Annotated in this window: 18 protein-coding genes; 7 read left to right on the top strand and 11 right to left on the bottom strand. The window is 62.8% G+C overall.

Annotated elements, in window-relative coordinates; translation table 11 throughout:
- Positions 1–7: 7 nt before the first annotated feature.
- The 8 genes from GFU70_RS16215 to tssB form a co-directional block, all read right to left on the bottom strand.
- Positions 8–490 carry a hypothetical protein gene (locus GFU70_RS16215; protein WP_153388417.1) on the bottom strand — a complete coding sequence of 161 codons (483 nt, stop codon included), beginning with the start codon at positions 488–490 and terminating at the stop codon, positions 8–10.
- A gap of 44 nt (positions 491–534) precedes the next feature.
- A complete protein-coding gene (tssH, locus tag GFU70_RS16210; protein ID WP_153388416.1) occupies positions 535–3,078 on the bottom strand; it encodes a type VI secretion system ATPase TssH in 2,544 nt (847 codons plus the stop codon).
- 1 nt (position 3,079) lies between these two features.
- Positions 3,080–4,105: a type VI secretion system baseplate subunit TssG gene (gene tssG, locus GFU70_RS16205; protein ID WP_116642012.1), complete on the bottom strand. Its 1,026-nt coding sequence runs from the start codon at positions 4,103–4,105 to the stop codon at positions 3,080–3,082.
- Positions 4,069–5,859, bottom strand: coding sequence for a type VI secretion system baseplate subunit TssF (gene tssF, locus GFU70_RS16200; RefSeq protein ID WP_058546049.1), 1,791 nt, complete (start codon positions 5,857–5,859; stop codon positions 4,069–4,071). Before tssF ends, tssG begins: the two co-directional genes overlap by 37 nt.
- Entirely contained in the window at positions 5,843–6,286 is a 444-nt protein-coding gene (gene tssE, locus GFU70_RS16195; RefSeq protein ID WP_116642013.1) for a type VI secretion system baseplate subunit TssE, read from the bottom strand. The genes tssF and tssE overlap by 17 nt, the downstream gene beginning before the upstream one ends.
- A 13-nt stretch (positions 6,287–6,299) precedes the next feature.
- Positions 6,300–6,797: an Hcp family type VI secretion system effector gene (locus tag GFU70_RS16190; RefSeq protein ID WP_024617958.1), complete on the bottom strand. Its 498-nt coding sequence runs from the start codon at positions 6,795–6,797 to the stop codon at positions 6,300–6,302.
- Positions 6,798–6,988: 191 nt separating this feature from the next.
- Entirely contained in the window at positions 6,989–8,470 is a 1,482-nt protein-coding gene (tssC, locus tag GFU70_RS16185; RefSeq protein ID WP_003202801.1) for a type VI secretion system contractile sheath large subunit, read from the bottom strand.
- A 30-nt stretch (positions 8,471–8,500) separates the two neighbouring features.
- The gene (tssB, locus tag GFU70_RS16180) at positions 8,501–9,061 is read right to left on the bottom strand and encodes a type VI secretion system contractile sheath small subunit (protein WP_058545476.1); all 561 of its coding nucleotides are present in this window, start codon (positions 9,059–9,061) and stop codon (positions 8,501–8,503) included.
- Between the two features lie 224 nt (positions 9,062–9,285).
- On the opposite strand from tssB, the gene GFU70_RS16175 reads away from it, so the two are divergent.
- Genes GFU70_RS16175 through tssA form a run of 5 tightly spaced genes read left to right on the top strand, consistent with a single transcriptional unit; the run spans position 9,286 to position 16,815 of the window.
- Complete coding sequence (locus GFU70_RS16175) at positions 9,286–9,753, top strand: hypothetical protein (protein ID WP_058545477.1); 468 nt, start codon at positions 9,286–9,288, stop codon at positions 9,751–9,753.
- A gap of 47 nt (positions 9,754–9,800) precedes the next feature.
- Positions 9,801–11,132 (top strand): type VI secretion system baseplate subunit TssK, encoded by a 1,332-nt coding sequence (gene tssK / locus GFU70_RS16170; RefSeq protein ID WP_153388415.1) that lies wholly within the window; start codon positions 9,801–9,803, stop codon positions 11,130–11,132.
- Between the two features lie 18 nt (positions 11,133–11,150).
- Entirely contained in the window at positions 11,151–11,915 is a 765-nt protein-coding gene (locus tag GFU70_RS16165) for a DotU family type IV/VI secretion system protein (protein WP_058543084.1), read from the top strand.
- Positions 11,912–15,736: a type VI secretion system protein gene (locus tag GFU70_RS16160; protein WP_058543083.1), complete on the top strand. Its 3,825-nt coding sequence runs from the start codon at positions 11,912–11,914 to the stop codon at positions 15,734–15,736. The genes GFU70_RS16165 and GFU70_RS16160 overlap by 4 nt, the downstream gene beginning before the upstream one ends.
- Positions 15,733–16,815 carry a type VI secretion system protein TssA gene (tssA, locus tag GFU70_RS16155; RefSeq protein WP_058543082.1) on the top strand — a complete coding sequence of 361 codons (1,083 nt, stop codon included), beginning with the start codon at positions 15,733–15,735 and terminating at the stop codon, positions 16,813–16,815. The genes GFU70_RS16160 and tssA overlap by 4 nt, the downstream gene beginning before the upstream one ends.
- On the opposite strand, the gene GFU70_RS16150 is transcribed toward tssA, so the two are convergent.
- Entirely contained in the window at positions 16,812–17,765 is a 954-nt protein-coding gene (locus tag GFU70_RS16150; RefSeq protein ID WP_058543081.1) for a 2-hydroxyacid dehydrogenase, read from the bottom strand. The genes tssA and GFU70_RS16150 overlap by 4 nt on opposite strands.
- Before the next feature lie 432 nt (positions 17,766–18,197).
- On the opposite strand from GFU70_RS16150, the gene GFU70_RS16145 reads away from it, so the two are divergent.
- A complete protein-coding gene (locus GFU70_RS16145) occupies positions 18,198–19,478 on the top strand; it encodes a serine/threonine transporter (protein WP_153388414.1) in 1,281 nt (426 codons plus the stop codon).
- A 152-nt stretch (positions 19,479–19,630) separates the two neighbouring features.
- Here the strand turns inward: GFU70_RS16145 and acnB are convergent, their stop codons facing one another.
- The gene (gene acnB, locus GFU70_RS16140) at positions 19,631–22,240 is read right to left on the bottom strand and encodes a bifunctional aconitate hydratase 2/2-methylisocitrate dehydratase (RefSeq protein WP_064106912.1); all 2,610 of its coding nucleotides are present in this window, start codon (positions 22,238–22,240) and stop codon (positions 19,631–19,633) included.
- Positions 22,241–22,648: 408 nt separating this feature from the next.
- Between acnB and GFU70_RS16135 the strand changes: the two genes are divergently transcribed.
- Positions 22,649–23,119, top strand: a complete 471-nt coding sequence (locus GFU70_RS16135) for a DUF1289 domain-containing protein (RefSeq protein ID WP_058544546.1) — start codon at positions 22,649–22,651, stop codon at positions 23,117–23,119.
- A 162-nt stretch (positions 23,120–23,281) separates the two neighbouring features.
- On the opposite strand, the gene GFU70_RS16130 is transcribed toward GFU70_RS16135, so the two are convergent.
- Positions 23,282–24,145, bottom strand: a complete 864-nt coding sequence (locus tag GFU70_RS16130; RefSeq protein WP_058544547.1) for a universal stress protein — start codon at positions 24,143–24,145, stop codon at positions 23,282–23,284.
- Positions 24,146–24,264 lie beyond the last annotated feature (119 nt).

Raw genomic sequence — 24,264 nt, 5'->3', positions numbered from 1 at the left:
AACATCCTCATTTGTAATTGGTTTTTTGGGGGTCTTTACCTTTTTTTTTGCGATATTTGACTTCAAATGCCCCCCAGACCAACCGGATGTCATACCAGGGCTGTGTGGTTTTGAGCTCAGTCGCTTTGCTATGCAGTAAGGTGGGGATTGCACCAAGATTGTCGTTGTCATTGATTATCTGGATCAGGGTATCGGTCTGGCTCAGGCTCTTCTTTTGGAGATGATTCATGCTCTTGGTTTTCTTTTCTTCCTGGGCAATCGTTGGCTTGTTCCGCTCCAGATAGGCAATCGCCTTGTCCAGGTTGATAGTTGCCGCGGGGGATTCCGGCCCACCTGCGGGGCCTGATTCATGACCGTGGTACTCATCTTTTCCGCCATAGCCTTCCAGGCATTCAATTATTTTATGATGCGATATGAAGATTCGATCCAATTCCTGAGCCTTGCTCGTACGGTACGACTGGATACAGCTCCAAACGGTTATCGCAGACATTTAATAAACCTCGTTGATCGATTGGGTTGCGTACTCATGGGAAATCATTCCAACACCCACTCCGCCAGTTTTCCCGTCACCTGCGTCATCAGCACATTCTCGACGTCCCTCGCCCCGGCTGCGCTGCACTTGGCGAGCACTGCTTTAACAATCCCCGCATCAAACTCGAATTGCTTACCGGTCGCAGCCTTGTAGCGCCCCCGCAATTTCTCCAGCTTCGCCAGCACGATCCCCTCCAGCGTCGCTTCGTCCAGTGGCCGATACGCCACCACCGTCATGCGCGCCAAAAACGCCGGGCGGAACGCTTGCAGCAGCACCTTGTGCAAGGCTTCGTTGAAGGCGTCGCTGCCCAGTTGCGCGGTCGGTGTGTCCAAAAGCAGCTCGGCGCCGACGTTGCTGGTGGCGAGCATCACGGTGTTCTTGAAGTCCACCACCAGGCCGGTGCCGTCCTCCATCAGGCCTTTGTCGAAGACGTTGTAGAACGCTTCGAGCACATCCGGGTGGGCCTTTTCGATTTCATCCAGCAGCACCACCGAATAGGGTTTGCGCCGCACCGCTTCGGTGAGCACGCCGCCACTGCCGTAGCCGACGTAGCCGGGTGGGGCGCCTTTGAGTTGGCTGACGGTGTGGGCTTCCTGGTACTCCGAGAGGTTGATGCTGATCAGATTGCGTTCACCTCCGTACAAGGCGTCGGCCAGGGCGTAGGCGGTTTCGGTCTTGCCTACGCCGGTGGGGCCCACCAGCAGGAACACGCCAACCGGTTTCTGTGGGTCGGTGAGGCCGGCGCGGTAGGCTTGCAGGCGTTGGGCGATGGTGTTCAGCGCGGTGCTCTGGCCCATGACCCGCTGGCCCATGCGCTGGCCGAGGGTGCGCACGGCGTGGGCTTCGTCGGCGAGCATCTTGCCCACCGGAATGCCGGTCCAGCCGGCAATCACCGCGGCGACGGTCTTGCTGTCCACCTGTTCGGGCACCAACGGATCGTCCTGGCGAATGGCATCCAGGCCCGCCTCCAGACGCAGCAGTTCGGCGGCCAGGTGGTCGATGCGGTTATCGATCTCGGTGTCGGCTTTTTCACCGTCGGCGCGTTCGCTCAGGGCAAGCAGTTCGCGGCGGGTGTCGAGCAATTCGCGCACGGCTTCGCGCTCTTCGCCCCAGCGGGTTTCCAGCTCGCGGATGGCTTGCACGTTGCTGGTCGATTCGCCTTCGAGCAGGGTGATGCGCTCGCGGTGATCGAGCCCGGTGGCCTGTTCCCGGCGCAGGCGTTCGACCTCGTCCTTGAGGCTGTTCTGCCGATGGCGCAGGCTTTCCAGCGGCGGCGGCACGTCGTGCTGGCCGAGGGCGACCCGGGCGCAGGCGGTGTCGAGCACGCTGATGGCTTTGTCCGGCAACTGGCGCCCGGAGATGTAGCGGTGGGACAGCTTCACCGCCTCGTGGATGGCCGCGTCCAGCACCTGCACGCCGTGGTGCTGTTCCAGTTTGCTCGCCACGCCGCGGAGCATTTCCACGGCGGTGAGTTCGTCCGGTTCTTCGACCTGCACCAGTTGGAAGCGGCGGGCCAGGGCCGGGTCTTTCTCGAAATATTTTTTGTACTCCAGCCAGGTGGTGGCGGCCAGGGTGCGCAGTTCGCCCCGGGCCAGGGCCGGCTTGAGCAGGTTGGCCGCGTCGCTGCCGCCTTCCGCACCGCCGGCGCCGATCAGCGTGTGGGCTTCGTCGATGAACAGGATGATCGGTTTTTCGGCACTGCGTACCGCGTCGATCACGCCTTTGAGGCGTTGTTCGAATTCACCTTTGACGCCGGCACCGGCCTGCAACAGGCCCAGGTCGAGGACGCGCAGGGTGACTTCCTGCAACGACGGCGGCACATCCCCGGCGGCGATACGCAGGGCCAGGCCTTCCACCACCGCCGTCTTGCCGACGCCTGGCGCGCCCACCAGGATCGGGTTGTTCTGCCGGCGCCGGAGCAGGATGTCGATGCACTGGCGGATTTCGCCGTCGCGGCCGACGATGGGATCGATGCGCCCGGCCCGGGCGTCGGCGGTCAAGTCCTGGGTGTACTGGTCCAGCACCGGGTCCTGTTTCTGGGGCGGCTCGCCGGGTTTGGCCGGGCGCACGCCACCGACATGCTCGCGGGAGCTTTCGGTCCATTCCAATAGGTGGGTGCGCAGGGCATCGCGGGGAATGCGCAGCAACGACGAGGCGCTATTGAGCAGCAGGCTGCGGCGCTCATCACGGTCCAGCAGGGCCAGCAACAGCAACCCGGAGCGAATGCTGTCCAGGCCCAGCACGCTGGCCTGGACCACGGCGTCTTCCAAGAGGCCGATGGTTTGCGCCGACAAGGCGGGCGTGCGGGTGCTGCCGGACTTGAACAGGTCCAGGGCCTTGTTGGTTTCCACCGCCACCGCGTCGCGCTCCAGACCGAAACGTGGCAGCAGGCAGGCAAAGTCACCGCCCTCGATGTCGAGCAATTCCAACAGCAGGTGTTCGATTTCCACATAGTGGTGGCTGCGCTGCATGCAGCGTTGCGCGGCCCGTTCCAGGGCGCGGCGGTTGTCCGGGTTGAGGCGTCCGATCAGGCTGGCCAGTTCCATTTCAGGCAATCTCCGGCTGACGAAGGCGGGTTTCGATCCGTTGCACGGCGAGGGTTGGCTGGCGTTGCAGGCCACCGTTCCAGTTCAGCCGTGGCGCTGCCTGGCGGTCCAGTTGCAGCGGGCCGGCGCCACGGATCAGCAGCACCAGGGTGCAATCCAGATCGGGGCCGAAGTACAGGGCGTAGAGGCTGGCGAGCAGTGGATGGGTCTCGCCGTTGGGCAGCAGTGCGTTGGCCTGGCTTGTGGTCAGCGGGCCGAGGGTCAGGCGCACGCCGGCATGTTCGTCCCAGACGTGGGTGCCGACCACCGCGTTGCGGCCCAGGCACAGGTTGCGCCCGCCCGGTTGCAAGCGGCTGCGGCTGGCCGGCGGGATTTCACGCCAGCCACCTTCGTAGGCCTTCAGCTCCACGGGCAGCCCGAACTGTTCGCGGACAATCGCCGCGAACCCGTCCAGGGAGCGCCGGCCATCGGCGTACAGCGCGGTGCAGGCCAGTACCGCCGAGTCGGGTGCGGCCTGGCGCTCCTGCAAGGCCTTGGGCAGCAGACCGGTCAACGCCCGCAGTTGCGCGTGTACGGCAGATGCGCCTGGGGCGGTAAAACCCACGGCGATGCGATGCTTGCGCATCACCTTGTAAAGCAGGCTGAGCAGGCGATGCTGGAACAGGTCGAGGAATTCCGCCGGGGCATAGTCCTTGGCCCGTGCCCGTTGTTGCAGCCATTCCTGGTAGGCGTAGGGCAACGGGCCGTCGGGGCCGCCGAGGCCGAAGATCGGCGTGGTCAGGGTTGGCGGCAGGCCGGGTTCCTGGCCCAGGCTTTCCACTTCGCTGGCGGCGAACAGCGGCGTCAAGGGCCCACGCAGGCGCAAGGCTTCGGCGTGCGGCGCGGTGCCGCTGCCCAGGGGCTCGGCCTGGGGATGTTCGCGTTCGAGCAACAGCAAGGCCTGGAGCCATTCGAAGCGTTGCGGGTCACGCCGCAGGCGCTGGCTCAGGTTCAGAGCACCAGGGGTTTGCCGGCTTGGGGTTGCCATGTCTTCACCTCCTTGTCGGACTGGACCAGCACGGTGCGCACGAAGCGATTGGCGGTGGCGTAAAGGGAAAAGAATTGCGCCAGCACCCCGGAGAACAGCACGGCGCTGTTACCGACGAAGTATTGCGGATCCAGTTGCAGGCGCACCTCCAGCCCGTTTCGCCAGCCGCGCCAGGCGTCCTCGCCGACATGGGCGATGACCCGGTCGCAACTGAGCCCCGATACGCCGTCGATCTGGCGATGGGCGCTGGCCTCGTCCCGCAGGTTGTGCAGTTGGAGAATCTCGCGCAATGCGTCCAATGCCTGGGGGCCTTCCACCAGGGACAAATGGTTGAGGGTCAGTTGCGACACCAGCCGCCAGCGCGATTCGCCATCCAGGCGCGGCAGGCTTTGTGGGCTGGGTGGGTTGCGCAGACGCGCCCAGGCCACCGGCCCCGGCCGCTCGAAACCCAGCGGGGTGCCAGCCGGCAGGCTCTGGGCCAGGTGGCGGTTGGTGCACAGCAGTTCGGCGGTGAGGCTGTAGTCGCGCGTGTCGGCCAGCGGGTCGAACTGGGTGTCCACCAGGCTGACCATCAAGTCGGTGCCCATTCGGTTCGGGCTCATGCCACTGACCCGTCGTGCATGCCAATAACAGGTTTGGTCGTTGCCATGCTGGCTGCCGTAATAGGCCGGCACTTTGCGCACGCCCTGGCTGGACATGGCGCGCATGCCACGGATGCTGTGGATCTCGACGCTGTTTTCCCGATGACTGTCGGCCACCAACCGGTACTCGCTGCGGGTGCCATCCGGGCGCAGCGGCTCGGAAGTCCTGGGAAACAGGTTGATCACCGGCGTGCAGCCCAGGGCGATGTCGCTGGCCTGCAGCGGCAGGCGGCTGGTGGGGGGGCGGTCGAAAACGATGTACAGGTACAAGGACGGGCCGTCGCTGGTGGCGCCGGCCAGTGGCAGGTCGAAGAAACCGAATTTATCCGGGAAGGCAAAGTACTCGGCCAGCAGGCGCATGCCGGGATGCACGCCGTCTTCGTCCGGCAGCAAGACCTGGTCACTGGCGAAGCCGACGATTTGTGGCAAGCCTGTCAGTGACTCCGGCACGCTGCCCGGCGCACCGGCCAGGACCTCGATGGCGTGCGCGCCCAGCAGGTCGTACAGCCCGGCGTTGATGATCGGTGATGCCGCCAGGTGCACCCGCAGCGAATCGATCGCCAGTGTCGACCACTGGCTTTCGCCCAGGCACCGTAGCTCCAGGCGCAGGGCCGAGCGTGCCCGGACCACGCCGGTCAATGCCTGGGCTTCGTCGCTGCCCAGCAGCAATGCCTCGCTGATTTGCACCGGCCATAAATGCACGGCGGCGGTGGTCCGAAAATGAATGCTCTGGCCTTTGTCCGTGGTGATGAACAGCGGAGTGTCGCGGGGCAGCGGGTAGCCCTCGTTCAAGTTGCCTTTGCTGGGGTCGGGTTCGAACTGCACGATGGCGCACGACGGCAAGGGACGCATGGCCAACGGATAAAGCTGTTCGAGCAGGGCATCGCTGAATTCGGCGTAGTCGTCGTCCAGTCGGCGTTGCAGGCGGGCGGCCAACAGTGCGAAACCTTCCAGCAGGCGCTCGACATGCGGATCGGGGCATTCGCCGGGGGACAACTCCAGGCGCCTGGCGACCTTGGGATAGCGCTCGGCGAACAGGCTCCCGGCATGCCGCAACCAGGTCAGTTCGCGTTGGTAATAGTCCAAGAGTTGCGGGTCAATCGAGTCGCTCATGTCGTACCTCAAGGCCGTCGCTGGCGTGCTCGATGACAAAGGCCACGGGCCAGGCATGCAAGTCGCCACGCAGTTCGCCCAGCAACCGTATGCACAGTTGCTGTGGATGGCCCGGCACCGGGCAGACCTCGACCTCGCCCAGGCGCAGGCGAGGTTCGAAGTGGGTGATGGCCTGGCGGATTTCCCGGGTCAGTTGGCGCCGGTCATCGCTGCGCTGCTGTTGCAGCGCGGTCCAGTCGGCGATGCCGTAGTCCAGGATGCTTGGCGGTTCGGTCAGCGCCCGTGGGCCGCGTCGAGTATTGAACAGGCGCGACAGTTCGGCATGCACCGAGTCTTGCAGCGCCTGTCGGTCGAACGCCCGCCGGGTATCGTCCGCCGGGCTGGCCAGGCGTTCGAACAGGGGCGGGCGCAGCCCGAAGCCAGCCATGGGCGCGGCTTCCTTACTTGGTCATTTTGTTGGCGGCCAGGTCCCAGGTCGTGCCCGCCGTGCCTTCCTTGGTGCCATCGTCTTTCTGTGCGGTGAGCTCCCATTTGATCTTGGTGAAGTTCAGCGACAGGGTTTCCACCGGTTTGCCGCCGGTGCCGCCGCTGACACTGACGTTGGACAGCACGACGTTGGTCAGTGTGTAGATGATGAACGGCATGAGTTTGCCGCTGCCCTCGGCGGCATTGCGGCCAATGGTGATGACGGCTTGCGGGATCGGCTTGCCGGCACAGCAATACTCGTTGAGCGAAGGGGTGGAGCTGTCGACGAATTTAGTCAGCGTGAATTCGCCGATGTGCGGCCGGCCGGAAGTGCGCTCCGAGTTGCTGACGTCGTTGGTGACCTGCATCGCCACGTTGTGGCTGTAGGACATGACTTCGATCTTGTCCGTGAAACCCTCCAGCAAGCTGTCGCCCTTGATGTCGCCGCCGAGGTCGAGAATGATTGCATCCATTGTGTGGAACTCCTGAAGAAGACGAATGAGGTAGTGCCCGGTACCTGTAGGAGCTGCCGAAGGCTGCGATCTTTTGATCTTTCGCTTGGGACTCAAGCGTCCTTGGAAAGATCGCAGCCTCGTTGCACTCGTCAGCTCCTACAGTCAGCTCCTACAGAGGGCAGTGGGAGCTTGCTCCCTTGCCAAGGCGGTCAGGCAGCTACCGGTGGCGGCAGGGTCGCCACCAGGCGGATCGAGGCGGTCAGCTCTTCCAGCTGGAAGTGCGGCCGCAAGAACACCGTGGCCTTGTAGGCCCCTGGCTTGCCGGCCACTTCTGTCACGTCCACCCGGGCTTCGCGCAACGGGTATTGCGCCTTGATCTCTTGCGGCGCGTTGTCGTTGATCAGCACGTAGTCGGCGATCCAGTTGTTGAGGTAGGTCTGCACGTTGTCGCGGGTCATGAAACTGCCGACCTTGTCGCGCATGATCACCTTCAGGTAATGGGCGAAACGCGAGGCCGCCAGCACATACGGCAACATGGCCGAGATCCGCGCGTTGGCGTTGGCCTCGTTGGTGTTGTAGGCCTTGGCCTTGTTGGTGGTCTGGCCGCCGAAGAACACCGCCACGTCGCTGTTTTTCTTGTGGCACAGGGAGATGAAGCCCAGGTCGTTGAGTTCTTTTTCACGGCGGTCGGTGATCGCCACTTCGGTTGGGCATTTGAGCGACAGATCCCCGGAACTGGTGCGGAAGGTATGGGCCGGCAGGCCTTCGACCGCGCCACCGCCCTCGGCCCCGCGAATGGCTGCGCACCAGCCATATTTGGCGAAGGCTTCGGTGATGCGTTGCGCCAGCGTCCAGGCGGCGTTGCCCCACAGGTATTTGCTGTGGTCGGTGCCGTTGACGTCTTCGACGTAGTTGATGCCTTCCACCGGCAGCGTGTCCGGGCCGTAGGGCAGGCGCAGCAGGAAGTGCGGCAGCACCAGGGACACGTAGCGCGAGTCTTCGCTTTCACGGAAGGCGCGCCATTTGATCAGCTCCTGGCTCTCGAAAATCTTCGACAGGTCCCTGGGTATCGCCAGCTCGGTGAAGCTGGTCATGTCGAACAACCGTGGGCTGGCGGCGGCAATGAACGGGGCGTGCGCGGCAGCGGCGACGTTCGAGAGTTTTTCCAGCAGGCCGATGTCCTGCGGATGCCGGCCAAAGGTGTAGTCGCCTACCAGCAGGCTGAACGGGTGTCCGCCGAAGGTCCCGTATTCTTCCTCGTAGATCTTCTTGAACAGCGCGCTCTGGTCGAATTCGACGGCTTTTTCCAGATCGTTCTGCAGTTCTTTCTGGGTGACGTTGAGCAGGCGCAACTTGAGCCGGGTGCTGGTTTCGGTGTTCTGCACCAGCAGGTGCAGGCCGCGCCAGGAGGCTTCGAGCTTCTGCAGGTCGGGATGGTGCAGCACTTCGTTGAGCTGGGCGCTGATCAACTGGTCGATCTGGCTGATGCGGTCGTTGATCATCGCCACGGTGTCCTTGTCGATGGCCATGCCTTCGTCGAGGACCTGGGTGGCGAATTCGGCCAGCATGTCGCGGGCGTAGTCTTGCTGGCTATCGTCGTGGGCCATGCGGCCTTCGGCGATGATCTTGTCCAGCAGGGACAGGGTCTGGGTCGTGCTCTCGCTGGTTTGAGCGCTGGATGAAGCAGGCATGGCGTTATCTCCCGTGAATGATGCGCGCGATCAGGCCTGTGGTTCGGCCGGGGCAGGGTCATCGTTGGCGGCCGCGGCAGGCAGCTCTGGCGGTACGTCCTGGGGTCGGGCCGACTTGATTTCCTGCAGGCCTTCGGTGTTGGCGATCACGTCGCGCAGCAGCTTGTCCAGGTCGTCGTTGCCATCGAGCTTGGTCAAAAGGTCTCGCAGGCGTTGGCGCGCTTCGAACAACCGGCGCAGCGGCGTGACCTGTTCCACGACCTTGACCGGATCGAAGTCGTCGATGTGACGGAAGTTGAGTTCGATGTTGAGCTTGCTGTCGTCGCCGCTGAGGGTGTTGTTCACCTGGAGCGTGGCGCGGGGGGAGATGGAGGCGAGCACCTCGTTGAAATTGTCCCGATCGATTTCGGTAAAGCGCCGCTCATTGAGCTTGGGCAGCGGGTCCAGTGGCTTGCCTGAGAGGTCGGCCAGAATGCCGACCACCAGTGGCAATTCTTTTTTCTCGATGGCGTTGCCGATTTCCACGTCATAGGTGATCTGGACGCGGGGAGGACGGATTCTGTCGAGCTTGTGCTGGGTACTTTCTGCCATGGCGGCCGACTCCGATGCATGTGTGGGCGCAATGCATCGGGAGTCCCGCTCATCGCATTCCCTTGCTGATCCGCAGGTTGCAAATGGACGGCAGAAAAACTGTCATTCCCTTGACGAACCTGGTGCATTCGACCGTGTGGGTCGAACTACCCAAGACGCTAGAACAGGTCTATAAAAAAGCAAGCAAAAACAATTTTTGACCGCTGAGAAAAGGAAGATTCATTTTGCGTGGTTTTTTTTTCGGATTTCTTTTGAGCCTGGCGCTCACCGGTTGCTCGCTTTTTGCCCCCAGCGTCGACCTGGACAGCCTGACCCTGGACGTCGCTGCCGGCGCCAATGACGACACACCGATCGCCGTGGATTTCATCGCCGTGAACGACCCGGACCTGCTCAAACAACTGTCGGGCATCACTGCCAGCCAATGGTTCGCCGAGCGGGAACAGTTCCAGCGCGACTATCGTCAACTCATGTCGGTGTGGGGGCTGGAGCTGGTCCCGGGGCAATTCATCGACCGCCAACCCTTCCCGTTGGAGGGCCGGCGCGCCGCTGGACTTTTGGTCTTCGCCAGCTATAACACTCCCGGAGCCCACCGGCTTCGGCTGGACGATCAGCGCAAGGCCTGGCTGAAGTTCGACAGTCGCGAGATGACCCTCGTGAATGATGGTCAGCTCGATAAAGGCCAGCTTGAGTGACCGCGTGCCGCCTTGTGCGGCGACATTGGGATGTCGAAGGGAGTCGTATGAGTCTGTTACCTGACGCGGTGTGCTGGCATGAGGGCATGCAATTGCTGCCCCAGCATTTTCAATTGCAAGGGCTGCGTGCCGAGGCCCTGGCCGCGCACTTTGCCGGGGCCTGCAACCCTTGGTTCTGGGGTGTCAGCGAGCTGGAAGTCGATCCTTCGGCCCTCAGCGCCGGCCAGGTGCGGCTGCTGCAACTGCAAGGCACCTTGCCGGACGGCTTGCCGGTCAACCTGCAGGCTGGTGTCGGGCCGACCCTGGAGCTGGATATCGGCGAGGCGATCGACAAGACCGACGACGCCACCGTGACGGTGTACCTGGCCGTCAGCCCACTGTGGCGCGCCGGGCAATTGGTGCCGCTCAAGGGGCGCCTGCAATCGGTGGTTGGCGAGGCGTTGCCGGACCTCACCAGCGGTGCATTTCCCGAGTCGGTCACCGTCTGGCGACCCAACCCGAGGTTGTGTACGCAACTGAGCAAGGCCGATTCGATCTGCCTGCCGTTGTTGCGCATCCGCAAGGAGGGCGGCGGCTTCTGGCGCGTGCCCTACACCCCGCCGACGCCGATCCTGTTGCCGGAGTCGGCCCTCGGTCGACGGGTCGCCGGGGTGTGCGCCCGGGCCCGGGAAAAGTGCATGTTTCTCGCCGGCCGCTTGCGCCAGGCCCAGGCGGCCGGCAACCAGGACGATGCCATGGAGATCCGCCGGCAATTGACCGCCTTGTGGGCGCGCTTGCCGGAAGTCGAAGGGGCGCTGAGCACCCGGGTGGCGACGCCCCAGGCGCTCTACGGTTTGCTGCTGGGGCTGGCCGGGAGCTGGTCGGCCCTCGATCCGCTGGCGGGCGTCCCGGCCTTCGCGCCGCTGGATTTCCTCGAATTGCAGCGCGGCTACGAGCCGTTGCTCGACTGGCTGGAAACCACCCTGGAACTGGTTCGTGCCGGCTATCGCAGCCTGGCCTTCGAACGCGATGAGCAGGTCTTCTCGATCCAGTTGCCCGATGACCAGCCGGAGCAACGCCTGGTGATCGGCCTGCGCATGCCCAACGGCGCCAGCGAGCAGGCGGCGGCCGACTGGTTGCGCGGGGCGATCATCGCGTCGGCGCGGCACATCCCGCTGCTGAGCCGGCAACGCATGAGCGGTCTGCCCCACCAGGCCATGAGCCGCAACGAACAGGTGGCCTACAGCGTGGGCGACGACACCCGTTTGTTCGTGGTGGCCGCCAGCGGGCAATGGTTCGACGCGCAATTGCCGCTGCACATCGTGGCGCCGGCATCGGCCCAGGCCAGCAGCCCGTGGCAAGTGGTGTTGTTCGTGGCGCAAGCCAGTGAAAGTGCCTGATCGCAAAAGGGGAGTCGTATGCCTGATGGAAGTGGCGGGGCGGTTCGGAGTCTGCATGAGGCGCCGCTGAGCAGCGCTTTTCGCCAGGCCTGGCTGAAGTGGTCCCAGGAGTGGCAAGACTTGCCCAGGGACAGCGACCCTGCGGTATTGGTCAATCGGGTGGTGGAGTTTTCCGGGCGCGGCGCCCAGCGTCTGTGGCGGGTGGCCTTCGCCACCGTCGGCGATGCCGCCACCGAGCAGGTCAAGGCGCTGGTCTATGCCTTCGTGGCGCTGGTGGACGAAACCTTGCTGTTCAGCCCTTGGCCCGGACAACTGGCCTGGCAGCAGCACCCCCTCGAGTCACGCATGTATGCCAGTCGCCAGGCCGGCGAGCGCTTGCCCGCGGCGATCAAGAAACTGCTGGACGAGCAGATGCCCGGCACCCGGGACCTGGCGAATGTCTACCTGCAATGCCTGATCCTCGGGTTCCAGGGGCGATTGCGTGGCGAGCCTGGCCAGCTTCAGCATGCAAAGTGGCGCGCGGCGCTGTTCACGTTCGCCTGGCAACACGAGCCCGATTACGTCGACGTCAGCCAGCGCCTGGCGCTGGCTTCGGCGACGCCGCCAGTGCGCATGCCGGTGCAAGAGTCACTGCCGGACGGCTTTCGCCTGGGGCTGGCGATCCTGGCGATGGTGTTGTTGCTGACCGGACTGGGGCAGGTGTTCTGGCGTGACATTCGTTTGGAGCTCGAGCCGGTGTTGCAACTGAATGAGTCGGCGGTGGTTCAGGAGTTGGATTCATGAGTCCGCTGAGCATCGTTGCCCTGGTAGTGATCGCCATTGTCGTGGTGCTGCTGATCGCGGCCCTGATCTGGTGGCTGCGGACCCAAGGCGGGGCGGCGATCCGCAGTTTCTATGGGGCGGTGCGCCGCATGGAGCAGGAGCAGGGCACCCGGGACCGCTATCAGATGCCTTGGCTGATGATGCTCGGCAACGAAACCGACGGCGCCCAATTGTGCGCCCAGTGGCGCTTGCAACCGACCGACAAGGCGGCCTGGTTCGGGCGCTGGTTTGCCGATGTCGAAGGCTCGGTGCTGGTGGTGCCCCAGGCGTTGTTCCTGCCCGATGAAGGCATGAACCGGCAACGGGGCAATTGGTGGCGCCTGTTGGGGCTGATGTTGCGCTTGCGCAGCAAGCGACCATTGGATGCGGTGATCTGGACCGTGCCGTTCAGCACCCTTGACGACATCGAGCACACCACCGAACTGAGCCTCAAGGTCCGGCGTGGCTTTATCGACCTGTTGCAACGGTTCGGCCTCAGCGTGCCGGTGTATGTGGTGATCACCGGGATGGAGGAGCTGCCGGGAGTCCAGGAGCTGGTCAGCGCGCTGCCCGCCGAGGCGCGCGAGTCGATGCTGGGCTGGTCCTCGCCCTATTTGCCGGAGGCGGCCTGGCAGTCGCATTGGAGTGACCAGGCCCTGGACGAGGTCAACGCCGCGTTGTCACAGTCGATCATCGAGATCGGTGCGCTGTCGGGGCAATTGGGTGCTGATCTCTATGGGTTGCCGGAGCGCTTCGAAGGCTTGCGGCGGGCCTTGCAGATCCTGCTGGAACCGGTGTTCCAGGGCAATGCCCAAGGCGAAGCGCCGCGTTTTCGCGGGGTGTATTTCACTGCCAGCCAGGCACCGGCTGTCAGCGGCGACGGTTTGACCGCCAGCGACAATGCCCAGCGGCAAACCGTGTTCGCCCGCCAGCTGTGGTCGCGTCGACTGGTGGCCGAACGTGGCCTGGCTCAGCCTGTGCCACGGTTGTTGCGCCTGCGCCAGCGCGGGCATCGGCTGGCCGCAGGGGTGGCGGCGGTGGTGGGCCTGGTCTGGTTGGGAGGCATGGTCTGGGTCTGGCACGACTCGGTGGAACAAGCCGAGGAGCTGTCACGGTTGATCCTCAGCACCCATAAGAACCACGTCGTCGTCGACCGTGACGAACCGCAGCTGGAACCGACCCGGCACAACGTGCAGAACTACTGGCACATGTTGGAGAAGGCCCCGCGCTGGCGCTTCGTCTCGGTGGTCTTTCCCACTTCGTGGTTCTCCTCCGTGGACACACAGCTGGAGAATGGGTTGCGCCTGACGGCTCGGCACCATTGGATATTGCCCCTGCGGGACCTGCTCAATTCAGACCTGGAACAGCTTAAATCCATCCGCAACACCGAGCGGCGGGGCAATGTGGAGAACGAAGACCCGGCGCAGTGGCAGAGCTACGTGAAAGCCAAGGCGCTGGTGGACCTCGCCGTACGCCTGGAACAGCACAACCAGATGTTCAGCCAGGTGGTGAACGATCCCAAGGCACCGCTGGACGAACTGGTGCAACTGAGCAACACCGCCTTGTCCCTGGGGCTCAACACCGGCACCTTGAGCCGGCCGCGGTTCTACAACCGGGTGCTGTTCGATGCCCAGAACAGCGATTTGAAAGGGCTGGACCTGAACGCCGCGCGCCCGGTGGTCTCCGATAATTTCACCGGCCTGATGCAGCGCTGGCTGGACCATTACTTCCTGGCGGACAACTTCGTGCGCCAGGCCGGTTACCTCAAGCTACACCTGCAACGGCTGGAGGCCGGCAGTGGCAATTCGTTGAGCGAACTCGAAGACCTGATGGCGCTGATCGACGATTTGCAAACGCTGGTCAGCCTGACCAATTCAGCCTGGGGCCGGGGCAAGGGCCAGGACCTGGTACCCGGCTACAGCCAGATGCTGGACAAAGTCAGCCACAGCAGTTTGCTGGGGCCGGATATCGAGCAGGACCTGGAGAGCCAGGCGGCGAAGCTTCAGCAGAGCTTTCGTGACCAGTGGATCGTCCAGACCGGCTCCCGGGACAATCTGTTGGTGCAACAGGGCAGTGGCCTGCTGGTCTTGCAAGACCATGTCACGGCGCTGGAGGGCGCGGTGCAGGCGCTGTTCAAGCGTGACTTCGTGGCGTTGGCCATGCAGAAGGATCCGTCGGACAGCAACTCCGGTTCGATGAGCCAAGGCGATGGCAGCGATGATTTCAGCGTCGCCCTGAACTACTTCGCCAGCTACAAGAGCTATGCCAATGAGGAGCTGCCGCGCATTCCGCCGGATTACCGTGACGCGCTGATGCAGGCCGCTGAAGGCGCCGCAGCGCGGGCGATGTGGTTGAGCCTGGATGAAAACGACGAGCCGCTGCCTGGCATGGGCTTCAATGTACAAACGACCCAGGCCGTTGCGCTGCAAAAAGCCTTCATGGACGTGCACCGTGGCGACCTGGCGATACGTTTCCAGCGTTTGCTCAATCGCCGGGCATTGGCGCAGATCAAGAGTGGCCTGGGCGAAATCGATGCCCAGCCGCTGTTCAGCCAGCGGGCCGACGTCCAGCATTGGGACGGTTCGAAAAACTTCGGCTTGCAGTTGTACGGTGCCCGCGACCCACAAGACCTGAAGCTGAACCTGGACCAGCAGTTTGGCGCGATGCTGCAGATCGCCGAGCAGCGAATGCCTGCGCTGGAATGGCTGATCGTCCAGCAGGACAACCTGTCGACCCTGGAACACGATCAGGTGGCACGCTTCATGGCCCTCAACGATGAATTGCTCAAGTACAAGAGCCAGAACCCGGCCAGTTCGGCGGCCCAACTGGAACAATTGGTGAGCCGGGACTTCATCGCCATGGACACCACCTCCTGCGCGCAGATCTTGCAGACCTCCAGCCTGCCCAGCGGACGCGGTGACCTGGCCCTGCGCACCGTCGCGTTGCAGCAGGGCGCCCTGCAACGGTGCCTGTACCTGCAACAGAACCAGGCGGCGACCGCCTGGAATGACCTTGCCAACTATTTCAATCAGTACCTGGCGGGGCGCTTTCCGTTTTCCCAGGATGTGCGGGCCAGCGATGCCGACCCGGCGCGGGTCCAGCATTTGCTGGAGCTGATCGACACGCGCGTACCCCTGGCCCAGGCCGGGCTGACGTTGAGCCAGACGCCGGAGCGGCTGGCGGCCGAGGATTTCCTCAATCGTTTGAAACAGGCCGGTACCTGGCTCGGGCCGCTGTTCGTACGCGACAAGAGTGGCATCCTGGGGGTGGAAATGGACGTGCGCTGGCGCACCGATCGCGATGAAGAACGCGGCGCCGACCAGGTGATCGCCTGGAGCCTGGACGCCGGCAACCAACAGATCCGCTACCCCGGCGGCGGCCAGCAGAACCTGCGGTGGATGGTCGGCCAGCCCGTGCGCCTGACCTTGCGCTGGGCCCGTAACGGTTATCAGCGTCCGGCCAACGACCCGCTGCAACCGAACCTGGTGGTGCGCGACCTGGAGGCCGGTTGGGAGTATCAGGGGCCTTGGTCGTTGTTGCGCCTGATGCGCTCGCTGGTGTCGAATCAGCGCCAGCCGAATGTCGACTACACCGATTTTCCCTTGGCTCTGCAACTGCCGGTGACCGCTCAGACCCAGGCCAGCACGGCGCAGCAAACGTTGATGTTCGTGCGCCTGTCGTTGATGAGCCAGGGCTCCAAACTGCCCTTGTCGATCCCGCCGTTGCCGACGCGGGCGCCCCGTTCACCTTTCATGACGAGCGCATCGAACCCCGCCATCGCCACCCGTGAGGAGGGCCTGTGAACTTGCCGATATCGCCTTTGCCTGAGCTGGTCAGCCAGTTGCTCGAGCCGATCAGCGCCGAATCGCCCTGTGGCCCGGACCTGCGCTACGAACCGGAATATGACCAGTTGCGCGAATTGCGCCGGGAGGATGACACTAGCCTGCCCACCGGTGTGTGGCAGTCTTCGATCAAGCGCGCCCTGTGGCCGGACCTGGAGCGGCTCGCGACCACGTTGCTGCTGGAGCGCAGCAAGGACTTGATGATCAGTGCCTGGCTAGGGGAGGCTTGGCTGCATATGGCCGGGCTGGAGGGTTTGCCGGGCAGCCTGGCGCTGGTGGCGGGGCTGTGTGAGCGCTATCCGGAGCAGTTGCACCCCCAGGCTGAGGAAGGCGACCAGTCATGGCGGGTGATCCCGCTGGAGTGGCTGGCCCGTCGCTACAGCGAAGTGCTGCTGACGCGGGTGCCGTTGTTCGACGGTCGGGAACAGGCCTTCGCCGCTTTTTGCCTGGACGACTGGCAACGCTTGCAGCGCCAGCAAGTGCTGGTCAACGACAGCAAGAACGCCAAGGCCTCGGCGGAAGCGGCGCGCAACGATCAAAAGAAACTTGGCGAACTGATTCGCAGCACACCCTTGTCGTTCTGGTTGCATCGCCAAGGCAGCTTGATGTTGAGCCTGCAGCACCTGCAACGGCTCGAAGCCTGGAGCGACGCTTACCTGGGCAACCTGGCCCCGGGCTACAAATCCCTGCAGGACGTGATGCAGGCCTTGCTGGCACTGGTAGAGGAGTTCATTGCGATGCACCCACAGCAACCCACCGTCGTGCCGGTGCAAACGTCCCCGACATCTACAACACCGACGTCCCAGCCGCAGGCGACACCTGCCCAGGTATTCCAGGAACCGGCCAGTCGTGAAGAGGCCTACCGACAGCTACTGGTCATCGCCGGTTACCTGGCCCGCACCGAACCCCACAGCCCGGTGCCCTACCTGATCCGGCGCGGTGTGGAGTGGGGCAACAAACCGTTGAGCGAGTTGCTGGGTGAGCTGATCAGTGCCGATGCCGAATCCCGCCGGTTGTGGACGTTGTTGGGCGTTCTCTAACGTTCCTCGTCGGCCAATCGCACCGGCGTCAGCACGGGTTTGCCGGAAAAGAAGGCGGTCAGGTTCTGGCCCACCAGTTCTACCATGGCGCGGGTCGCTTCCGGCGACAGGCCGGCCACGTGGGGTGTGAGGACGACGTTGGGCAGGTTTTTCAGCGCCTGCGGCACCTCGGGCTCGTGATCGAACACATCCAGGGCCGCTCCGGCAATTCGCCTGTGTTCCAGGGCGCTGATCAGATCGGCGGTAGCAACCACGCTGGCCCTGGCGACGTTCACCAGGAACCCTTTTGGGCCGAGCGCATCGAGGGTCTGCTTGTTGATCAACTGCCGGGTATCCAGGCCGCCTGGCGTGGCGACGATCAGGAAGTCCGAGACCCGCGCCAGTTCCGTGGGGGTGGCGCAGAAGGTGTAGGGCACGTCATTGCGTACCCGGCGATTGTGATAACTGACACTCATGTCAAAGCCCTGGGCGGCCCGTTTGGCGATCGCCATGCCCACCGCGCCAAGGCCCAACACGCCCAGCCGCTTACCCGCCAGGGAAGGGCGCGCGCCCCTCGGCCATTCGCCCCGTCGCAGGGCAGCATCGCAATGGGGAATGTCGCGCACCAGCGCCAGCAGCAGCGCCATGGCATGGTCGGCCACCGACGAGGCGTTGACCCCGGCGCCGTTGGTGACCACGATGCCCCGGTTGCGTGCGGCCTGCAGGTCCACTTGTTCGTAACCGGCACCGATCACGCAAATGATCTGGAGGTTGGGCAGGGCGGCGATTTCTTCCGCCGTCAGACCCAGTGGACCGCGGGTCAGTACTGCGCTGAAGCGGTCTCCGTGTTCGAAAATCGCCGTCTTGCGTTCGGCAGGCGTGGGCGCCAACTCCAGGTGGTAGCCCTGCCGCTCGAGAATGGGTAGGTATTCATTGACGGTTTCAATCAGTACCAGAACGGTTGCGGTCATGCTGGGCTCCTGTGGGCGCTGGGGCGATTTTATCTATTCAACCTGATTGTAGGAGCCGGGGGCAGGGGGGCTTGGCTTTTTATGTGCATTTCGGTTGCGTGGTGTCCTGGCAGCCGACCTGGCTCTGCGGGTCGTACCCCGTCAGATCTGTGGGAGCAAAGCTTGCTCGCGAGGCGGCGGTACATTCAGCGCTGATGCAAGCTGACCCACCTCTATCGCGAGCAAGCTTTGCTTCCACAGGGCAGGCAGGGGAATGCAGGGATAATTCCATGGCAATGATCTGATCCGCATAACCGCTCCTCAGCTAAGTCTTTGCTTCTACTCACTAATCCCGGACAATCGCGCCCCTGTTTCGGCCAGGGCGCTGCCTGTCGGGTTTTTCCGACTCGTCCCGGCCGGGTGCATGTGACCGGAATACGGAGATCCGCCCGGATGAATGATCAGGCCAATAGCGTCGAAGAGCGCTTTGAAACGACAGCTTCAGCCACCCTCAGCCAGTGGAGTCGCCAGGACACCACATGGATGCTGGGCCTGTTTGGCACCGCCATCGGTGCAGGTACTCTGTTTTTACCCATCAATGCAGGCCTGGGCGGCTTCTGGCCGTTGCTGATCCTCGCGGTGCTGGCATTCCCCATGACGTTCTATGCCCACCGGGGCCTGACTCGTTTCGTGTTGTCCGGTCGCGACGGCGCGGACATCACCGAGGTGGTGGAAGAACATTTCGGCCTCAAGGCCGGTGCGCTGATCACGCTTCTGTACTTCTTTGCCATTTTCCCGATCCTGTTGATCTACAGCGTGGCGTTGACCAATACCGTGGGCAGTTTCCTGGAGCATCAGTTGCATATCCAGGCGCCCCCTCGGGCTGTGCTATCCCTGGTGCTGATCCTGGGCCTGCTGGCGGTGGTCCGCTGCGGCGAGCAGGCGATCGTCAAGGCCATGAGCCTGATGGTCTACCCGTTCATCGTTGCGCTGCTGTTCCTGGCGGTGTTCCTGATTCCCCATTGGAGCGGCGGCATCCTGACCACGGCATCGACGCCGCCTGCACCTTCGGCGCTGCTGCATACCTTGTGGCTGGCAATCCCGGTGATGGTGTTCTCGTTCAACCACTCGCCGATCATCTCGGCCTTTGCGGTGGACCAGAAACGTCGCTATGGGAATAACGCCGAGGAGCGCAGTTCACAGATCCTGTCCCGCGCCCATGTGCTGATGGTGGTGATGGTGCTGTTCTTCGTATTCAGTTGCGTGCTGACCCTGACCCCGGCGCAACTGGCCGAGGCCAAGGCGCAGAACCTGTCGATCCTGTCGTACCTGGCCAATCACTTCAGCAACCCGACCATCGCCTTTGCCGCGCCGTTGATTGCGTTTGTCGCCATTTCCAAATCGTTCCTGGGGCACTACATCGGCGCCAGCGAAGGCCTCAAGGGCCTGATCGTCAAGAGCGGCCGGCGCCCGGCGCCCAAGACTTTGGACCGGCTCACAGCTGTTTTCATGCTGATGGTGTGCTGGATCGTCGCGACCCTCAACCCGAGCATCCTGGGCATGATCGAAACCTTGGGCGGTCCGGTTATCGCGGCTATCCTGTTTCTGATGCCGATGTATGCGATCCGCAAAGTTCCGGCCATGGCCCGTTATCGCGGCCAGGCTTCGAATGTCTTCGTTACGTTGGTGGGGCTGGTGGCGATTACAGCGTTGGTTTACTCCCTCTTGGCGTAGCTTTTATTGAGGGGCGAGGTTGGTGTGTATATCCGTTTTTGCGGTAACGGATATGCCCCCAACAAAAAGGCACTTCCCCTCAAATAGACAGGCATAAAAAAAACGCCGCCCCTCGCAAGAAGGGCGGCGTTTTTAGTCGGGCGTTTTAAGCTTTAGGCTTGAACGACCGGGATGTTGGCGTTTGCAGCCGCTTCACGGAACTCGGCGATCTGGTCGAAGCTCAGGTAGCGATACACGTCCGCTGCCATGCTGTCGATCTTGCCGGCGTACTCCATGTACTCCTCGACGGTCGGCAGGCGACCCAGGATCGAAGCAACGGACGCCAGTTCGGCCGAAGCCAGGTAGACGTTCGCGCCGTCACCCAGACGGTTCGGGAAGTTACGGGTCGAGGTCGACACTACGGTGGAGTTTGGCTCGACGCGTGCCTGGTTACCCATGCACAGCGAGCAACCTGGCATTTCCATCCGTGCACCGGCCTTGCCGTAGATGCCGTAGTAGCCTTCTTCGGTCAGCTGGTGAGCGTCCATCTTGGTCGGCGGCGACAGCCACAGACGGGTTGGCAGCTGACCCTTGACCTGCTCCAGCAGTTTACCGGCAGCGCGGAAGTGACCGATGTTGGTCATGCACGAACCGATGAACACTTCGTCGATCTTCTCGCCAGCAACGCTGGACAGCAGGCGGGCGTCGTCCGGATCGTTCGGCGCGCAGAGCACAGGCTCGCTGATGTCGGCCAGGTCGATTTCGATGACTTCGGCGTATTCGGCGTCGGCATCGGCTTCCATCAACTGAGGGTTGGCGATCCAGGCTTCCATCGCTTGGGCGCGACGTTCCAGGGTACGTGCATCACCGTAGCCTTCGCCGATCATCCAGCGCAGCAGGGTGATGTTCGATTGCAGGTACTCGGTGATCGACTCTTTCGACAGCTTGATGGTGCAACCGGCAGCCGAACGTTCGGCCGAGGCGTCGGACAATTCGAAAGCCTGTTCCAGGGTCAAGCCTTCCAGGCCTTCGATTTCCAGGATGCGGCCGGAGAAGGCGTTTTTCTTGCCTTTCTTCTCGACGGTCAGCAGGCCGTTCTGGATGGCGAAGTACGGAATGGCATGAACCAGGTCACGCAGGGTGATGCCAGGCTTCATTTTGCCCTTGAAGCGCACCAGGATCGATTCCGGCATGTCCAGCGGCATGACGCCGGTGGCAGCGGCAAACGCGACCAGGCCGGAACCGGCCGGGAACGAGATGCCCATCGGGAAGCGGGTGTGCGAGTCGCCACCGGTGCCCACGGTGTCTGGCAGCAGCATGCGGTTGAGCCACGAGTGGATGATGCCGTCGCCCGGACGCAGGGAAACGCCGCCGCGGGTCATGATGAAGTCAGGCAGGGTGTGGTGGGTAGTGACGTCGATCGGCTTCGGATAGGCCGCGGTGTGGCAGAAGGACTGCATCACCAGGTCAGCCGAGAAGCCCAGGCACGCCAGGTCTTTGAGTTCGTCACGGGTCATGGGACCGGTGGTGTCCTGGGAGCCCACGGTGGTCATTTTCGGTTCGCAGTAGGTACCAGGACGCACGCCTTGGCCTTCTGCCAGACCGCAAGCCTTGCCGACCATCTTCTGCGCCAGGGTGAAACCCTTGGTGCTTTCGGCGGGTGCTTCAGGCTTCTTGAACAGGTCGAACGGTGGCAGACCCAGCTCGGCGCGAGCCTTCTCGGTCAGGCCGCGGCCAATGATCAGCGGAATACGACCGCCGGCACGGACTTCGTCCAACAGCACAGGTGTCTTCATTTCGAAGGTGGTGATGACTTCATCGGTACCGTGCTTGCAGACTTTGCCGGCATGCGGGTACAGGTCGATCACGTCGCCCATGTTCATGTTCGAAACGTCGAACTCGATTGGCAGTGCGCCGGCATCTTCCATGGTGTTGTAGAAGATCGGAGCGATTTTGCTGCCGAAGCAGAAACCGCCAGCGCGCTTGTTCGGCACATAAGGAATGTCGTCGCCGAAGAACCACAGCACCGAGTTGGTCGCCGATTTACGCGAGGAACCGGTACCGACCACGTCACCGACGTAGGCAATCGGGAAGCCTTGGCCGCGCATTTCTTCGATCTGCTTCATCGGGCCGGTCTTGCCTTGCTCGTCCGGAACGATGCCGTCACGGGCCATTTTCAGCATGGCCAGGGCGTGCAGAGGGATGTCAGGACGCGACCAGGCGTCCGGGGCAGGGGACAGGTCGTCGGTGTTGGTTTCGCCGGTGACCTTGAACACGCGCAGGCTGATCTTGTCGGCCAGCACCGGGCGCTTCTTGAACCACTCGCCGTCAGCCCAGGATTGCAGCACGGCTTTGGCGTGAGCGTTGCCGTTCTTGGCTTTTTCAGCCACGTCGTGGAAGGCATCGAACATCAGCAGGGTGTGCTTGAGTTCTTCGGCGGCTACCGGCGCCAGCTCGGCGTCGTCCAGCAGCTCTACCAGGGTCACGATGTTGTAGCCGCCCTGCATGGTGCCGAGCAGTTCAACGGCGCGCTTCTTGTCCAGCAGAGGGGATTGGGCCTGGCCCTTGGCCAGGGCGGACAGGAAGCCGGCCTTGACGTAGGCAGCCTCGTCGACTCCAGGCGGAACGCGATTGGTGATCAGGTCAACGAGGAAAGCTTCTTCGCCAGCCGGGGGATTCTTCAGCAGCTCGATCAGGCCTGCGGTTTGTTCGGCGTTAAGCGGCTGGGGAACGATACCCAGGGCTGCGCGCTCTTCGATATGTTTGCGGTAGGCTTCAAGCACAGTTATTACCCTCATCAGTGGTCCCAAATGGGTGTCCGGGACGCTCATCCAGGAACCCACGGTACTCATGCGCGTCGGCGGCTTTTTGAGCCACCACGCCAGAGTTTCCGCACGTTCCTCACAGAAGCTGCTTTCAAAGTTTTACGCCTGCAGAACGGGGAGCTGATGAGGGTTGGCGTTGGGCTTTCCCCGCTGGAAAGACCCTTCGCCAACACCGCTCTGAAGGAACGACTGTGCTCGTGACGCTTTGAAAACAGCTTCTAACGGACATTGGCGCCTTAAAAGGCTGGCTGATTCTACGGGAAAAAAAAATTAAAGGTAAGTTGGGCCTGGAAGTTTGAGGGGTGATCAATCTTAGACAAAGGGCTAACATGCCGGCCTGTCCTGCTTTTGCGTGTGCGTTTCCTTATGCCCAACCAGCTCATCAAGACCCCCTGCATCGGCCTTTGCTCCACTGTCTACGGTGACCTGGTGTGCCGTGGCTGCAAGCGGTTCCACCATGAAGTGATTCACTGGAACGGCTACAACGAGGACGAAAAACGCGCGGTGTGGATGCGGCTAGAGCAGCTGTTGGTGCAGGTGATGGTGGCCAAGTTGGAGGTTTTCGACCCGATACTGCTGCGCCAGCAACTGGAGTCGCGCAAGATCCGCTTTGTGCCGCACCAGTCGCAATATTGCTGGGCCTATCAGTTGATCGCCCGGGGCGCACGGGTGATCAACAACCTGGAGGCCTACGGCATGGTGCTGATGCCGGAGTTTCGCGACTGGGAACTGCCGGACCTGCGCGATGCCATTGATCGGGAGTTTTTCCTTTTGTCCGAAGCCCATTACCAGCGTTACATCGCCCCAGGGTTCCTGAAGGATGCGATTGGCGGCTGACAGCTTTTGTGGCGAGAGGATTTAGCAAAACGTCGCACCGCCCCGCTGTGGGAGCAAAGCTTGCTCGCGATGCAGGCGCCTCGGTTCCAGAGAGACCGCGTCGTTTTTATCGCGGGCAAGCCTTGCTCCCACAGATAAATCCCTTCGCCACAGGTTGGCGTGTCACTCCTTGACCGCCAACTCCACCAGGTGATCCTCGACCTCCTGGGGCTTGAGCACCAGCACATCACTTTCCAGCGTATCGAGCACAGCCTCGGCGGTGTTGCCGATCAGGACCCCGGACAACCCCGAGCGGGCCACGGTGCCGATCACCGTTACCGCTGCCTGCAGCTTGCGCGCCATGAACGGAATCAAGACGTCCGCCGGGCCTTCCTCGATGTGCAGGTGCTGGTCATCGATGTCGAATTCGGCCTGGAACGCCCGGCATTGTTCGCGGTAACGGGCTTCGATGGTTTCCTTGAGCTGGAACGTCGGGTCGGCGGACGAGAGCATCGGCGAGGGATGGGCGCCGATCACATGCAGGTGGGCCTTGGCGAGGAGGGCGATGTCATAGCCATGATCGATGATGGTGGAGTGCAGGTGGCGATGCTCGCCGTCGGCATTGCCAACGTCGACGGCGGCCAGGATCACCTTGTCTTTCCAGGAACCGGCGGTTTTCACCAGCAGCACCGGGGTCGGGCAATGGCGTAGCAGTTTCCAGTCCGCCGGGGTCAGCAGGGCTTTTTTCAGCGGGCTGTCGGGGAAGTGCTGCTTGATCACCAGCCCGCAACCTTCCGCCTGCTGTACGTCGATGATGGTTTCGTGGAGGCTTTCGTTCCAGGCCTGCTCGGTGGTGACGCTGTAGCCGTCAGCCAGCAGTGCGGCCTTGAGCACGCTGAGCAGGCCGGCATGGTCATGCTTTTTGTCGCACACCAGCAGGTGCAGGTGGGCCTGGGTCACCCCAGCGATCAGTTTGGCGCGCTTGAGCGCCAGGCTTTCCGAATGTTCGGGCTCAATGACCACCAGGATGCTGCGAATGGCTTGCATGATCGGTGTTCTCCTGCAATGAAAGGGCTGGCATTGCTCAACTATAGTTGTTGTGGGCAGTCTAGTTGCTGTGGCTGAGTGGTCGACTTGATGCATATCAACGGCGGTGGCTGGTGGTC

The sequence above is a fragment of the Pseudomonas brassicacearum genome, assembly GCF_009601685.2.
In the GTDB taxonomy this organism is placed as follows: Bacteria; Pseudomonadota; Gammaproteobacteria; order Pseudomonadales; family Pseudomonadaceae; genus Aquipseudomonas; species Aquipseudomonas kilonensis_B.
This window is presented reverse-complemented; position numbering and strand designations above follow the sequence as displayed.

Coding starts and splice junctions, on each gene's coding strand:
- GFU70_RS16190 (WP_024617958.1), bottom strand. CDS start 6,797: ATGGATGCAATCATTCTCGACCTCGGCGGCGACATCAAGGGCGACAGC.
- GFU70_RS16145 (WP_153388414.1), top strand. CDS start 18,198: ATGAATGATCAGGCCAATAGCGTCGAAGAGCGCTTTGAAACGACAGCT.
- GFU70_RS16150 (WP_058543081.1), bottom strand. CDS start 17,765: ATGACCGCAACCGTTCTGGTACTGATTGAAACCGTCAATGAATACCTA.
- tssE (WP_116642013.1), bottom strand. CDS start 6,286: ATGGCTGGCTTCGGGCTGCGCCCGCCCCTGTTCGAACGCCTGGCCAGC.
- tssG (WP_116642012.1), bottom strand. CDS start 4,105: ATGGCAACCCCAAGCCGGCAAACCCCTGGTGCTCTGAACCTGAGCCAG.
- tssB (WP_058545476.1), bottom strand. CDS start 9,061: ATGGCAGAAAGTACCCAGCACAAGCTCGACAGAATCCGTCCTCCCCGC.
- GFU70_RS16215 (WP_153388417.1), bottom strand. CDS start 490: ATGTCTGCGATAACCGTTTGGAGCTGTATCCAGTCGTACCGTACGAGC.
- tssH (WP_153388416.1), bottom strand. CDS start 3,078: ATGGAACTGGCCAGCCTGATCGGACGCCTCAACCCGGACAACCGCCGC.
- GFU70_RS16160 (WP_058543083.1), top strand. CDS start 11,912: ATGAGTCCGCTGAGCATCGTTGCCCTGGTAGTGATCGCCATTGTCGTG.
- tssK (WP_153388415.1), top strand. CDS start 9,801: ATGAGTCTGTTACCTGACGCGGTGTGCTGGCATGAGGGCATGCAATTG.
- GFU70_RS16130 (WP_058544547.1), bottom strand. CDS start 24,145: ATGCAAGCCATTCGCAGCATCCTGGTGGTCATTGAGCCCGAACATTCG.
- GFU70_RS16165 (WP_058543084.1), top strand. CDS start 11,151: ATGCCTGATGGAAGTGGCGGGGCGGTTCGGAGTCTGCATGAGGCGCCG.
- tssC (WP_003202801.1), bottom strand. CDS start 8,470: ATGCCTGCTTCATCCAGCGCTCAAACCAGCGAGAGCACGACCCAGACC.
- GFU70_RS16135 (WP_058544546.1), top strand. CDS start 22,649: ATGCCCAACCAGCTCATCAAGACCCCCTGCATCGGCCTTTGCTCCACT.
- tssF (WP_058546049.1), bottom strand. CDS start 5,859: ATGAGCGACTCGATTGACCCGCAACTCTTGGACTATTACCAACGCGAA.